The organism is Nonomuraea lactucae, assembly GCF_003313395.1.
GTDB lineage: Bacteria > Actinomycetota > Actinomycetes > Streptosporangiales > Streptosporangiaceae > Nonomuraea > Nonomuraea lactucae.
The window spans coordinates 1-13,605 of sequence record NZ_QNFZ01001007.1; the positions used below are offsets into that span (position 1 = coordinate 1).

Consider the following 13,605-nt stretch of genomic DNA (forward strand, 5'->3'; position numbering starts at 1 on the left):
CGTCAGCTCCACGGACGCGCCCACGCCCGCTCCCAGCGCCTCGGAGCCGGCCACGCTGCCCTCCGGCTCCGGTACGCGGCCCACCGGCCCCGCGACGGGCCCCGCAGACCAGCGCGTACGGCAGGACCCCCCGTCCGGCACTCCCGGCTCCCGCCGGCCGAGCACCGAGCCCACCCGCGACCGTACGGGCGAGCCCACCCGCGCGCCCACCAGGAAGCCCACCCCCGTGCAGTCGGACGACCAGCCCGGCTCGCGCGCGCCCGGCCAGGTGGAGCCCCAGGACAGCGGCAAGCTCGCCAAGAAGCCCAAGAAGGCCAGTAAGAACGGCGAGGGCGGCAAGCAGCGGGCCTGACCGTGGCGGGGCGTCAGGACTCGGCGCCGACGATGTCGAGGGCCTTGCGCAGGTCCTCAGGGTAGCCGGTGTCGAACGTCATCCACTCCCCCGTGCCCGGATGCTCGAACCCGAGCGACACCGCGTGCAGCCACTGCCGCCCGACGCCCAGCCGGGCCGCCATCGTGGGGTCGGCGCCGTACATCAGGTCGCCCACGCACGGGTGGCGCAGCGCCGCCATGTGCACCCGGATCTGGTGGGTGCGGCCGGTCTCCAGCCTGATGTCGAGCAGCGACGCCGCCCGGAACGCCTCGATCGTGTCGTAGTGGGTGACCGACGGCTTGCCGCCCGCCACGACCGCGAACCGGCCGTCACCGGACGGGTGGCGGTCGATCGGCGCGTCGACCGTGCCCCTGAACGGGTCGGGGTGCCCCTGGACCAGCGCGTGGTAGCGCTTGTCGACCGTGCGCTCCTTGAAGGCGCGCTTGAGGCGGGAGTAGGCGTGCTCGCTCTTGGCCACCACCATCGCGCCGGTCGTGTTGGCGTCGAGCCGGTGGACGATCCCCTGGCGTTCGGCGGCGCCGCTGGTGGCGATCGTGTGGCCGGAGCCGAGCAGGCCGCCGAGCACGGTCGGGCCGGTCCAGCCAACGGTCGGGTGGGCGGCCACGCCGATGGGCTTGTCCACCACGACGATGTCGTCGTCCTCGTAGACCACCCGCATGCCCGGCACCGGCTCTGCCACCGGCGCAGGGGCGCTCGCCGGGGGCGGGAGCGTCACGTCGAGCCAGGCGCCCGCGTGCACCCGGTCGGACTTGGCCGGCTGCCTGCCGTCGACCAGCACCTCGCCGGCGACGATCAGCTCGGCCGCGCGGGTGCGCGAGAAGCCGAACAGCCGCGACAGGGCGGCGTCCAGCCGCTCGCCCTCCAGCCCGTCGGGGACGGGCAGGCTACGCTGCTCGCTCACCCTTGCGCTCCCTCGTGCCGTCGATCTGGTAGCCGCGCCAGGCCAGCACCACCGCGAGGATGCCGCCGCAGACGATCGCCGAGTCGGCGATGTTGAAGACGGGGAAGTAGTCGATCAGGGGGAAGTGGCCGGGCAGCACCTCGATGAAGTCGACCACGTGCCCCTGGAACTGCGTGTCCCTGCCGAACCCCGACGGGTGGCGCAGCAGCCGGTCGGTCAGGTTGCCGAACGCACCGCCGAGGAGCAGGCCCAGCGTGATCGCCCAGGGCAGGCTCCGCAGCCTGCGTGCCGTGCGCAGGATGGCGATCACCACGCCGGCCGCGATGAACGTGAAGACGACCGTCATCCCGGTGCCGATGCTGAACGCGGCCCCGGAGTTGAAGATCAGCCTGAACTGCAGCACGTCCTTGACGACCACCAGGGGGTCAGGGCGGCCTTCCAGGGCGCGGAGCGCCACCGTCTTCGTGATCAGGTCGCTCACGTAGATGACGGCCGCCAGCGTCACGAGGACGGCGATGTGGCGCCCGCGCGGCGCCGTTACCGGCGCTCCTCCTTCTGCTTGCAGGTCACGCACAGCGTCGCCCTCGGGAACGCCTGAAGGCGTTCCTTGCCGATCGGCTTGTGGCACGATTCGCACACTCCATAGGTACCCGCGTCGATCCTGGCGATCGCACGTTCGTTCTGCGCGACCAGGTCGCGCGCATTCAGGGTAAGGGCGATCTCGCGTTCGCGCTCGTACGTCTTGGCGCCGGCGTCCGCCTGGTCGTCACCCGCTCCCTGGGTCACGTCGCCGGAGGCTATCTCCATCTCGTGGCGGAGGATGTCCGCGTTGAGCTCGTCGATCTCCGTCTGCAGTGTGCCGCGTACCTCGGCCAGCTCCTGGTCCGACCACATCGCGGGTGTAGCGGTCTGCGTGACTGCCGCCATGGCTGCCTCCATGCTGATCAAGGCCGTGAATGGTGCGGGCAGCTTAGGTGCCCCCATAACAGAACGGCAAACGACCCACCGGGTCATTTACCTCTCCCGTACTATCCAGCCGCGCCCGTTCAACTCCTCCGAGGCCAAGTCCATTCCCCAACTTTGTCGGCGTTTACGACTTCCCTACCGGAGCCATGGCCGTCACCAGGAAAACCTGGAAGCCTCGCGGGCCGCTCTGCGTTAAGGTGTGAAGCACTGCAAGGCGATGATGGGGCCCCGAATGTGAGGGACATCACCCCGGAGCCGCCGGAAGAACGGCTTCTCGGAGCTCACTAGACCCGGCAGCAGGCGCAACGAAGAGGGCCTCGGTCACCGAGGCCAAGAAGGGTGGTACCGCGGGGCCCCACGGCTTCGTCCCTTCACGCAGCCCTGTAGTCCAGTGACCGCGTGGAGGCACGCCCGAGATGTCGTCCCCTACATTCCGCTCTCTCCCCGCGCAGGTCGACCTGCCCGCGCTCGAGCGCGAGGTCCTCGACCGGTGGCGGGACGGGAAGGTCTTCGAGCGTTCCATCGAGCAGAACGACGGAAACCCCACCTGGGTCTTCTACGAGGGCCCGCCCACCGCCAACGGCCTGCCCGGCGTCCACCACGTCGAGGCCCGCGTCTTCAAGGACCTCTTCCCCCGCTACAAGTCGATGCGGGGCTTCAGCGTGCCGCGCAAGGCCGGCTGGGACTGCCACGGCCTGCCCGTCGAGGTGGGCATCGAGAAGGAGCTCGGCCTCACCGGCAAGAAGGACATCGAGGCGTACGGCATCGCCGAGTTCAACGCGAAGTGCCGTGAGTCGGTGCTGCGCCACGTCGACGCGTTCGAGCGGCTCACCGAGCGGATGGGCTACTGGATCGACCTTTCCACCGCCTACCGGACCATGGACCCGTCCTACATCGAGTCGGTCTGGTGGTCGCTGAAGGTCATCTTCGACAAGGGCCTGCTGTTCCGCGACTTCCGCATCACCCCCTACTGCCCGCGGTGCGGCACCGGGCTGTCCGACCACGAGCTGGGCCAGCCGGGCGGCTACGAGACCGTCTCCAGCCCGTCGGTCTACGTCCGCATGCCCGCCACCTCCGGACCGCTGTCGGAGCTGGGCGCCTCCCTGCTGGTGTGGACGACGACGCCGTGGACGCTCGTGTCCAACACGGCCGTCGCCGTGCACCCCGACGTGACGTACGTGGCGGCGCGCACCGCCGGCGGCGAGGTGCTCGTCGTGGCCGAGCCGCTGCAGTCCGTGCTGGGCGAGGGCGCCGCCGAGGTGGCCCGGTTCACCGGCCGCGAGCTGGAGCACACCACCTACACCCGCCCGTTCGAGCTGGTCGACATCCCCGACGCCCACCACGTGGTGCTCGGCGACTACGTGACGGTCGAGGACGGCACCGGCCTGGTCCACCAGGCCCCCGCGTTCGGCGCCGACGACCTTGCCGTGATCAAGCTCTACGGCCTGCCGGTGGTCAACCCGATCGGACCCGACGGCCGCTTCCACGACGACGTGCCGATGGTGGGCGGCATGTTCTTCAAGGACGCCGACGAGGTGCTGACCGAGGACCTGCGGGCGCGCGGGCTGCTGTACCGGGGCGAGCACTTCGAGCACAGCTACCCGCACTGCTGGCGCTGCCACACGCCGCTGCTCTACTACGCGCTCCCGTCCTGGTACATCCGCACCACCGCGGTCAAGGACCAGATGCTGGCCGAGAACGCCCGCACCAACTGGTACCCCGAGACGATCAAGTGGGGCCGGTTCGGCGAGTGGCTGCGCAACAACGTCGACTGGTCGCTGTCGCGCTCGCGCTACTGGGGCACGCCGCTGCCGCTGTGGGTGTGCTCGGCCGAGGAGACCCACGTGACGTGCGTGGGGTCGCTGGAGGAGCTGGGCCGGCTGGCCGGGCAGGACCTGTCGGCGCTCGACCCGCACCGCCCGTACGTGGACGACGTCACCTTCCCCTGCCCCGAGTGCGGCGAGCGGGCCGCGCGCGTGCCGGACGTCATCGACGCCTGGTACGACTCCGGCTCCATGCCCTTCGCGCAGTGGGGGACGCGCGGCAAGCCCGAGGGGCTCTATCCGGCGCAGTTCATCTGCGAGGCGACCGACCAGACGCGCGGCTGGTTCTACTCGCTGATGGCGATCGGCACGCTGGTGTTCGGCCGGTCCTCCTACGAGAACGTGCTCTGCCTCGGCCTCATCCTCGCCGAGGACGGCCGCAAGATGAGCAAGCACCTCGGCAACGTGCTGGAGCCCATCCCGCTGATGGACGAGCACGGGGCCGACGCGCTGCGCTGGTTCATGGCCTGCTCCGGCTCGCCGTGGGCGGCCCGCCGCGTCGGGCACAACGCGCTGGAGGAGATCGTCCGCAAGGTCCTGCTGACCTACTGGAACACCGCGTCGTTCTTCACCCTCTACGCGGGCGCCGAGTCGTGGTCGCCCGAGCTGCTGGCCGAGGCGCCGCCGGCGGCCGAGCGGCCGCTGCTCGACCGGTGGGCGCTGGCCGAGCTGCACCGGACGGTGGCCGAGGTCACGGCGTCGCTGGACGACTACGACACGCAGCGGGCGGGGCGCAGGCTCGCCGAGTTCCTCGACGACCTGTCCAACTGGTACGTGCGCCGCTCGCGCCGCCGCTTCTGGCAGGGGTCGCGGGAGGCGTTCGCCACGCTGTACGAGTGCCTGGAGACGGTCACCCGGCTGATGGCGCCCGTCACGCCGTTCGTCACCGACTACCTGTGGGACGTGCTGCGCGCCCCCGGCGCGCCCTCGTCGGTGCACCTGGCCTCCTGGCCGGTGGCGCGCGAGGACCTGCTCGACCCGGAGCTGTCGGAGCGGATGGCGCTCGTCCGCCGCCTGGTGGAGCTGGGCCGCTCGGCCCGCGCCTCGTCCGGTGTCAAGACCCGCCAGCCGCTCGGCCGGGCGCTCGTCGGCGCGCACGGCTGGCCGTCGCTCCCCGCCGAGCTGCGCGACCTCATCGCCGACGAGCTGAACGTGCAGGCCCTGGAGGACATGTCCGGCTTCAGCGCCGACCTCGTGTCCTACACGGTCAAGCCGAACTTCCGGGCCCTCGGCAAGCGCTTCGGCTCGCAGACCAAGCTCGTGGCCGCGGCGGTCGCCGCCGCCGACGCCGCCTCGCTGGCCCGCGCCCTCCGCTCCGGCGGCACGGTGACGGTGGAGGCGGCCGAGCTGGGGCCGGTCCCGCTCGGCCCCGACGACGTGATCGTCACCGAGCAGCCCCGCTCGGGCTGGGCGGTGGAGACGGGCGCCGTCGACACGGGCACGGGCGAGACGGTCGCGCTCGACCTGGAGCTCACCGACGACCTGCGCCGCGCCGGGCTGCTGCGCGAGGTCATCCGCCTGGTGCAGGAGGCCCGCAAGGCCACCGGCCTGTCCATCACCGACCGCATCGACCTGTGGTGGACGTCGGCCGACGCCGACCTGGCGCGGGCACTCGGCTCGGGTACCGCCCAGGTGGCGGCCGAGGTGCTCGCCACGTCGCTCACGCAGGGCGCGCGGCCGGATCTGCCCACGCACGCGGACGAGGATCTGGGCCTCACCTTCCAGCTCCGCCGCGCCTGACCGCCGCGGGGGCGGGACACCGCGGCTCCGCGCCGTGTCCCGCCCCGCTCCCGGGCAGGCGCCCGCGTGGGGCAGGGGAGGTCACAGCTCGGCCGCAGCGGGCTTCCCCGGAGAGCGGGCGAGGTCACCACAGGTCATCATCGGGCCATGAGCGGTAGGGGGCGGAAGGCCGGGTGGGCGTGGGGAGCGCTGGCCCTGACGGCGCTGGCGGCGGCCGTGCTGGTCGGCGTCCGGGTGCTCCCCGGTCTGAAGGTGGGCCAGGTCGACCCGGCCGGCGCGGTGATCGGACTGGTGGCGCTGGCCGTCGCTCTCCTCTCGCTGCAGATGGCGGCACGCGCTCGGCGGCCGCCCGAGCCCGCACCGGCCGAGGCCGCCGACCGGTTGGCCCGCGTGGTGGCCGAGAGCGAGACCACCGTGCGCCGCCAGCTTCTGGGCGGTCATGACAAGGCCATCGACGTGGCCTTCGACTTCCTGGCCTCCCCCGCCCACCCGGCGGCGGGGGCCAGGCGGCGCAGCCACCTGACAGAGGTGGTGGACTACTACCGCCGGTTGTCACCTCGCCGTCTGGTGATCACCGGAGCGCCGGGGGGTGGCAAGACGGTTCTGGCAGTCGAGTTGATCCTGGGCCTGATCGAGGCCCGGCGGTCCGGCGATCCGGTGCCGGTGCGCGTCTCGGCGGCCTCTCTGGACTCCGGCCTGCCCGTCAAGGAGGCGGTGGAGGAGTGGCTGCGCCGGCACCTGAGCCAGGTCTACCAGCTCGGCGAGGCGACGATCAGAGCGCTGGTGAGCGCGCGCCTGGTGATCCCGGTCATCGACGGCCTGGACGAGATGGACGCCGACGAGCGCCCCGGCTATGTCTCGCGCGCCGGTCACGTCCTGCGCGCCGTCAACGACTACCAGGATCAGCGGGTCAAGGGGGCGGTGGTGCTGACCTGCCGCACCGCCCAGTATCAGGCGCTGCAGGAGCTGCGGATCTGGGCGCAGGACGCCGCCCAGGTCGGGATCACCCCGGTCGACGCGCGGCAGGCCCGGGCATTCCTGACGGTCCGGGCGGTCGACCCGGCTCGTTGGGAGCCGGTGTTGACCGCGGTCAGACGCGCCCCGCGCGGGCCGCTCGCGCGTGCCCTGTCGACTCCGTGGCGGCTCACTCTGGCCGCCACCGTCTACGACCAGCGCGATCCTGGTGGGGCGTTCGTCCGCGACCCCGCCGAGCTGACCAGGTGGGCCACTCCCGAGGCGGTGCGCGACCACCTGCTGGCCCTGCTCGTCCCCGCCCTAAGCAGTCTGCATCCGCCACCGGACGGGATCACCCCCGAGCGAGCGCGGCGCTGGCTGGCGACCCTGGCCGGCTACTTGAACCGCAACACCGAGACCGGCCGCACCGTCGGCGGCCGACCTCTGTCCGGCACCGACCTGGTCCTGCACGAGCTGTGGCCCCTGGCGGGTGCCCGCCGCCTCCACCGCGCCCTCATCGGCGGCATGACGGCCATCTGGATGACCGGCACAGCCATCTACATGGCGCAGTCGTCGATCAGATCACCGTTGACGATTCTCGCCGGCGCCGGTGCGGCGGCTTTGATCTCGGGCCCGTTGGCGTGGTGGTGCTTGCGGAGAGACATCTGGCCCGAGCCTGGCCGGATCGCCTTACGCCCGCTCTTCACTGATGCGGGCCGGCTCCGGCTCGCGGGGAGCGTGACGAAGAACTTTGGTGGTCTGTCCGTGCTCGCTGTCCTCATCATCAGCGTGATAACGCTGTTGAATCCGGTTGAGGGGGAGAGCAGGGGCGGGCTCGTCGTCGGACTGGTGTCCGGAGTCGCCGCGGGCCTCCTGGCCGGTCTCACGGTCTGGCTGGTGGTGGGTCTGAGGGTGGGTGTCACGATCGGTTTCGTCAGAGGACTCCTGGCCGCCACGGTGACCGGGGTCGCGGCAGGGACCGGATTCGGGGCCGCGACGGGAGTCCCGATCGTGGTGGTGCTCGGGTTCTGGGCATGGGCCGCGCCCTCCCTGGCGATCGGGCTTCCGGGCGCGTTCCTGATGGCGCTTTCCGGAGAGGTCGTGGTTCACGGCACTGTGGGCGTAACAGACCCACGTGACGTGTTGAGAGCCGATCTGACCCTCCGGATCATCGGCAGCCTCGCGTTCTCCCTCGTTGTCGGGCTGGTGTTCTGGTTCCTGGAGGGAATCGTGGCGAGTGTCGCGGCCTGGCTCGTGCTGGGGTCGCTGACCCTCCTTGTGAACGGGCTGGTAGGGGTGCGCTACGTTACGTTGCTGGCCTGCACCAGACGGTGGAGCCGCAACCCGTTGCCCTGGCGGTTGGGTCGGTTCCTGCACTGGGCCCACGGTGCCGGGCTGGTCCGCACAGCCGGGATCGCCTACCAGTTCCGCCACCGCGAAGTCCAGGACTACCTGGCGGCTCACCCCACCCTCAAGGACTAGCCGCATCCGGGTCATGGCGTCGGCATCGGCCGGCGCGCCGGCGCCGGTCGGCTAGCCGACGGTCTCGCGGTCGTGCTGGCAGACCGAGCAGCTGGTCAGGCCCGCGTCCTCGGCCTGGGCGAGCGTCATGGTCTCGACGCCGCTGTCACCGGCTCCCTGGATGAGCGGGCAGACGGTGCTGTGGTAGCGGCGGGTGCCGACGATCACCCTGACGGTACCGGGCCGCTCCTTGGGCGGGGCCTCCGGATTCTCGTCCTTGGGCGGGGCCTCGGCGTCCTCGTCCTTGGCCGCCCGGTCGTCTTCCGCGCCCTTGGCCGGGCGAGTGGCCTTCTCGCCCTTGCCACCCTGCGCCGCCGTGCGCGGCCCCGAGGACGGTCTGCCCGAGGTGGACCCGCTGGGCGGTGGGGCGTGCGGCTTGGCGGGCGGCTCGATCGGCTCCCCCGAGGCGGACACGGCGCGCTGGGGCTGCGTCTCAGGCCCTGAATCGTCCGAGTCGTCGGAGGCGCTGGGGCGCGCGGCCGGGCTCGCGGAGCCGCCGGAGCCGGGCGTGGGCCGCTCGGGGCGGCGAGACTCCGGCCCCGGACGCTCAGGACGTTCAGGACGCTCGGAAGGGCTCTCAGGCTCGGCGGCGGCGCGCGTGGCGGGACCCCCCGGCGTGGCCGCCTCGTCCCGCGTCTTTCCAGGGGCCTTACGGCCTTCGGTGGCCGGACGGGGCTCTGGGGCCGGACGGGCGTCTGAGGCCGGACGGGCTTCTGAGGCGGGACGGGGCGGAGTGCGGGAGCCGGTGGACGGAGGCGAGATCCTGGGGGTCGTCTCGTCCTCGCCGGGCTCGGCGGCGGAGGATGCAGGGGATGCGGGGGACGCGGAGAAGGCAGAGAAGGCGGATCGGGGGCGCTCGGCCATGCCACCGGAGGCCGACCCCTTGCCGGCGGAGGCGGATGGGGGGCGCTCGGCCTTACCGCCGGGGGGCGATCCCTTGCCGGAGCCGGTGGCGGCGGAACGCTCGAACCACCCTCCCGCCCCTTCGTCCTTCGAGGCCGGCGAGGCGTTGGAGGCCTTCGAGTCGGCGGGAGAGGGCTCAGGGCCGGGGGTGGGAGCCTTGGAGCCGGGCTTCGGCGGCGCGACCGGCTCGGCCGAGCCGGTGGAGACCGGAAGGCGCAGGTCGCGGGTGGGCTCGGAGGGCTCGGCGAGGCTCGCCGCGGAGGCCGCGGAGCCGGAGGAGGGCGCGGAGCCGGAGGAGGCGGGCTCGGGATCGGCGACGGGCGGCAGTTGCCGGCCGCCGAGGGCGGCGTCGGGCAGGCACGCCGTGCAGGGCGTGAAGCCCTCCTCGCGTGCCTCCTCGTACGTGAGCTCCTCGTGATCCCGGCCGATCAGCTGGCGGCACCCGGCGACGTGGTAGCGCTTGCGCCCCGGGATCACCAGGACGATCGCGTCCGGGGAGACACCCCTGGCAGCCGGGCGGCGGGGGGTGGGCGCCGCGGGGACGGTCGCCGTCGCGGGCAGCGTGCGTGGACGCTGGGACGGCGGCGCTCCAACCGGACCGGTCTGCCCCATCGGACCGGTCTGACTGTGCGGGCCGGTCTGCCCTGGCGGGCCGGTCTGACCGTGCGGGACGCCTGGTGGGACGAGCCCGGCCGGAGGGGTGGCCGGCTCAGCGGCCCGCCCAGCGCCGGGGAACAGCTCGTGACGCCGCAGGAACGCCCCGATCACCAGGAACAGCGCGGACAGCACGCTGGCCACGATGGACCACATGATCAGGTAGACCTTGGCCAGTACGAAGCCCGCGATCAGGAGTACGACCGCCGCGAGCACCAGACCAGCACTGATAAGGATCACAGAGGGCTCTTTCGAGTGACGGGTCCTGTTGACCCGTAACTTTACCGGCGGTCGTTGTGAGGACCGTCACCGCCGGGGAAAGCGCCCTGTGGAGCCTCGCCGCCGAAGGGGTTGGGGCCGGGGAGCGGCGGCTGGCCACCCTGGGGGACGGCGTGCGACATGGCCGGAGCCGCGGCGGGACCGCCCGACATCACCGGGAAGGCGCCGCTGCCCTCGGCCGAGACGTTGAGCTCGGCGAGCTGGTTCTCCAGGTAGAGCTTGAGCCGGCTGCGGTATTCGCGCTCGAAGCTGCGCAGCTCCTCGACCTTGCGCTCGAGCTCGTCGCGCGTCTGGACGAGGGATCCCATGGCCTGGCGGTGGCGCTCCTGCGCGTCGCGCTCGAGCGTCTCGGCGCGGGCGCGGGCGTCGCCGATGACCTGCTCGGCCTGGCGGCGGGCCTTGGTGAGGATCTCGTCGGCCTCGCGGCGGGCGCGGGTGACGGTCTCGTCCGCCTCGCGGCGGGCGTCGGCGATCGCCTGGTCGGCGGTCTGCTGCGCGAGGGCGAGGACGCGCGCCGCGGTGTCCATGTTGTCCTCGGCGGGCGGCATGTTCATCGCCACGGGGACGGGCTGCTGCTGGGGCTCGGGGGCCTTCATCGGCTCCGGCTGCGGCGGCATCATCATCTCAGGCTTGGGCTGCTCCTGCACCGGCGCGGAGGCCATGGGCATGTTCATGCCGCCCGGCACCTTACCGCGCAGGCACTCGGCCAGCTTGGCGCGGAGCTCCTCGTTCTCTTGGATCAGGCGGTCAAGCTCGGCCTCGACCTCGTCGAGGAACGCGTCCACCTCCTCCTCGTCGTAGCCCGGGCGCAACCGGGTGGTACTGAACTGCTTGTTCCGCACGTCAGCGGGCGTCAGCGGCATCTTTTGGTCTCCTTGGCGCGCGTGGAGTCTGTCCGGAGGGACGGGGGAACCCGAATCACTTCAGCGCGGACACGAGTTGGCACTCGACCGGTGCCCCGCCGCCCCCGTCATCGGCCCAGCCATCCAACGATCTGGATGAGGATCAGAACCACGATGAAGAGGACTGTGAAGCTTAGGTCAAAGGCCACCGTACCCAACCGGAGCGGAGGAATGAAACGGCGGAGGAACTTGAGGGGTGGGTCTGTTGCGGTGTATGTGGCTTCGGCCAGCACGAGCACGACCCCGGAGGGACGCCACTGCCTGGCGAATGCCTGCACCGTCTCAAAGATCATCCTGCCGATGAGCAACACCAGGTAGAGCGACAGGACAACGACCAAGATCTGACTTACGATCTCCACGGACTGGCCGCGCCTCCACTTCTGGTGTGCCCTCCCGGCCTCGGCGAGACCTGGTTGGGTTCGATAGACATACAGAGACTCTAACTCTGGTTGAAGAACCCGCGTTCCGCGATTCGTGCCTTGTCCTCGGCGGTCACCTCGACATTGGCTGGGGACAACAGGAATACCTTGTTGGTAACACGTTCAATGCTGCCATGTAGGCCAAAGACCAGACCTGCCGCGAAATCCACAAGCCGCTTCGCGTCGCTGTCAACCATTTCGGTCAGATTCATGATGACGGGGGTGCCGTCGCGGAAGTGCTCGCCGATCGTGCGGGCCTCGTTGTAGGTGCGGGGGTGGAGCGTGGTGATGCGGGCCAGATCGGTCGTGCGGCGCTCCAGGACCGTCGTGGTGGGCCTGGGGGCGGGCATGGCCGCGTCGGAGTCCTCGTCGCGCTCCTGGGCCGTCACGGGCCGTTCCTCGCCGGTGCGCGCGGGCTCGTCCTCGTAGGCGTAGTCGTCTTGGTAGGGGTCGTACCTCTCGTAGCGGTCGTCCTCCACGAGACCGAGGTAGACCGCCATCTTGCGCATCGCGCCGGCCATCGCTACGTCGTCCTCCCGCTCATGGTCGCACTCGTTCGGGCCTGTCGCGAGGGCCCGAGGCGGCAGCCGTACCCCCCTTGAAGCTCACCGCTGATCGACCTCTACTGGATGCGCGGGCCTGAAGGCCCACTTGAGGGGACATTACCTGACGAAGGGCTTGCGGCGGCCGAGCAACGCCGTACCGACCCGCACGTGTGTCGCGCCGTGCGCGACGGCCTCCACCAGATCGTCGCTCATCCCGGCCGAGATCATGGTGGCCCGGGGATGCCGTTCCTGTACGGCGAGGGCCACCTCGCGCAGCCGGGCGAACGCCTTGCCCGGGTCCTCCCCCAGCGGCGCCACGGCCATGACGCCGCCCAGCCAGACGTTGCCGAAGGCGGCGATCTCGTCGGCGAGCGCCGGCACGTCGGCCGGGACGGCGCCACCCCGCCCGGGATCGTCGTCCAGCGCCACCTGCACCAGGCAGCCGACCTCGCGCCCGAGCCGCCCGGCCTCCTTGCTGATCGCGGCCGCCAGCCTGAGCCGGTCGACGGAGTGGATCACGTCGGCGTAGCCGGCCACGGACCGCACCTTGTTGCTCTGCAACTGGCCGACGAAGTGCCAGGTCAGCGGGAGTCCGGCGAGCTCGCGCGCCTTGGGGGCGGCCTCCTGGTCGCGGTTCTCGCCGATGTCGCGCACGCCCAGCTCGGACAGGATCCGCACGTCCTCGGCGGGGCGGGTCTTGGTGACCGCGATGAGCGTGACCTCGCCGCAGTCGCGGCCCGCCGCCCGGCACGCCTCGGCGATGCGCCCGTCGACCTCGGCCAGCCCGGCCGCGATCTCGTCCCGCCTCATCGCGCCTCTCCCCTCTCGTCCGGGTGCGCGCGTCCGCTCCGCTCGGAGCCCGCGCTGTCCACATTGTGCCGCCGGCCGCCGCCCGGTGAGGGCGCTCGACGGCACCCGCCCGCCGCGCCCACCGGCCCACTCATCCTGGCACGACCGAGGCTTCCCCGCCCTCGCGCCCGGCCCCGTCCCGCAGCGCCAAGCCGCCGTCCCGGTTCCCGGTTCCGTCCCGCAGCGCCAAGCCGCCGTCCCGGTTCCCGGCCCCGGCGTGTCACGCCCCGTCTCGGTTCCCGGCCCGGCAGCGCCGAGCCTCCGCGCACGGTTCCCGGCCCCGCACACGGCGACGCCGCTCCGTCATGCCCCTGGAGACGGGGGACGGAGCGGCGAGGGGCGTGAGGGGTCACTTGAGGAAGTCGGGAACGTCGAGCTCCTCCTCCTGGTCCTCGAAGACGACCGGGCGGCGCTTGGCGGGCTCGGACATGCGGGAGCTGATGGGCGTGGGCGGGTTGGCCGGCTCGGGCGTGGGCCGGGGGATCGACACCGGGCTCGACAGCTCGTCCGCGATCGGCTCGACCGCCGCGGGAGCGGCCTCGGGGACGCTCTCCACGGGACGCACCGGCTCGGGACGCACCTCCGCGCGGGGCTCGGGCAGCGGCTCGGGACGGGGCTCGGGACGATGCTCGGCCCTGAAGTCGGAGCGGGGCTCCGGGCGGGGCTCCGGCCTGAGGTCCGCGCGCGGCTCGGGCCGGTGGTCGGCGCGCGGCGCTGGCTCGGCCTTGACCGTGGGGGTGGAGACGCCGGGACGC

Annotated in this window: 10 protein-coding genes and 2 pseudogenes; 3 read left to right on the forward strand and 9 right to left on the reverse strand. The window is 72.0% G+C overall.

Features of this window, described 5'->3' with window-relative positions; translation table 11 throughout:
* Nucleotides 1-352, forward strand: a pseudogene (locus tag DQW85_RS36510) (hypothetical protein); the annotation flags it as partial.
* A gap of 13 nt (nt 353-365) precedes the next feature.
* On the opposite strand, the gene DQW85_RS36515 reads toward DQW85_RS36510, so the two are convergent.
* The 3 genes from DQW85_RS36515 to DQW85_RS36525 are packed head-to-tail and all read right to left on the reverse strand — an operon-like array spanning nt 366 to nt 2,222.
* On the reverse strand, nt 366-1,295 hold the full coding sequence (locus DQW85_RS36515) for an RluA family pseudouridine synthase (RefSeq protein ID WP_113704309.1): 930 nt from the start codon (nt 1,293-1,295) through the stop codon (nt 366-368).
* A complete protein-coding gene (locus DQW85_RS36520; protein WP_205315674.1) occupies nt 1,279-1,800 on the reverse strand; it encodes a signal peptidase II in 522 nt (173 codons plus the stop codon). Before DQW85_RS36520 ends, DQW85_RS36515 begins: the two co-directional genes overlap by 17 nt.
* A gap of 32 nt (nt 1,801-1,832) precedes the next feature.
* Nucleotides 1,833-2,222: a TraR/DksA family transcriptional regulator gene (locus tag DQW85_RS36525; protein WP_205315675.1), complete on the reverse strand. Its 390-nt coding sequence runs from the start codon at nt 2,220-2,222 to the stop codon at nt 1,833-1,835.
* 455 nt (nt 2,223-2,677) lie between these two features.
* Here DQW85_RS36525 and ileS point away from each other — a divergent pair, with 455 nt between their 5' ends.
* Both ileS and DQW85_RS36535 read left to right on the forward strand, forming a co-directional pair.
* Nucleotides 2,678-5,824, forward strand: a complete 3,147-nt coding sequence (gene ileS, locus DQW85_RS36530) for an isoleucine--tRNA ligase (protein WP_113704311.1) — start codon at nt 2,678-2,680, stop codon at nt 5,822-5,824.
* 147 nt (nt 5,825-5,971) lie between these two features.
* Nucleotides 5,972-8,260: an NACHT domain-containing protein gene (locus DQW85_RS36535; protein WP_113704312.1), complete on the forward strand. Its 2,289-nt coding sequence runs from the start codon at nt 5,972-5,974 to the stop codon at nt 8,258-8,260.
* A gap of 51 nt (nt 8,261-8,311) precedes the next feature.
* Here the strand turns inward: DQW85_RS36535 and DQW85_RS36540 are convergent, their stop codons facing one another.
* The 6 genes and pseudogenes from DQW85_RS36540 to DQW85_RS36565 form a co-directional block, all read right to left on the reverse strand.
* Nucleotides 8,312-10,096 (reverse strand): hypothetical protein, encoded by a 1,785-nt coding sequence (locus DQW85_RS36540; protein WP_162795669.1) that lies wholly within the window; start codon nt 10,094-10,096, stop codon nt 8,312-8,314.
* Between the two features lie 41 nt (nt 10,097-10,137).
* Nucleotides 10,138-10,998, reverse strand: a complete 861-nt coding sequence (locus DQW85_RS36545) for a DivIVA domain-containing protein (RefSeq protein WP_113704314.1) — start codon at nt 10,996-10,998, stop codon at nt 10,138-10,140.
* Nucleotides 10,999-11,105: 107 nt separating this feature from the next.
* Complete coding sequence (locus tag DQW85_RS36550; protein ID WP_113704315.1) at nt 11,106-11,396, reverse strand: YggT family protein; 291 nt, start codon at nt 11,394-11,396, stop codon at nt 11,106-11,108.
* Between the two features lie 80 nt (nt 11,397-11,476).
* Entirely contained in the window at nt 11,477-11,977 is a 501-nt protein-coding gene (locus DQW85_RS36555) for a cell division protein SepF (protein WP_113704316.1), read from the reverse strand.
* 141 nt (nt 11,978-12,118) lie between these two features.
* On the reverse strand, nt 12,119-12,811 hold the full coding sequence (locus tag DQW85_RS36560; protein ID WP_113704317.1) for a YggS family pyridoxal phosphate-dependent enzyme: 693 nt from the start codon (nt 12,809-12,811) through the stop codon (nt 12,119-12,121).
* A gap of 388 nt (nt 12,812-13,199) precedes the next feature.
* Nucleotides 13,200-13,605, reverse strand: a pseudogene (locus DQW85_RS36565) (cell division protein FtsZ); the annotation flags it as partial.

Coding starts and splice junctions, on each gene's coding strand:
- DQW85_RS36560 (WP_113704317.1), bottom strand. CDS start 12,811: ATGAGGCGGGACGAGATCGCGGCCGGGCTGGCCGAGGTCGACGGGCGC.
- ileS (WP_113704311.1), top strand. CDS start 2,678: ATGTCGTCCCCTACATTCCGCTCTCTCCCCGCGCAGGTCGACCTGCCC.
- DQW85_RS36555 (WP_113704316.1), bottom strand. CDS start 11,977: ATGGCCGGCGCGATGCGCAAGATGGCGGTCTACCTCGGTCTCGTGGAG.
- DQW85_RS36525 (WP_205315675.1), bottom strand. CDS start 2,222: ATGGCGGCAGTCACGCAGACCGCTACACCCGCGATGTGGTCGGACCAG.
- DQW85_RS36535 (WP_113704312.1), top strand. CDS start 5,972: ATGAGCGGTAGGGGGCGGAAGGCCGGGTGGGCGTGGGGAGCGCTGGCC.
- DQW85_RS36545 (WP_113704314.1), bottom strand. CDS start 10,998: ATGCCGCTGACGCCCGCTGACGTGCGGAACAAGCAGTTCAGTACCACC.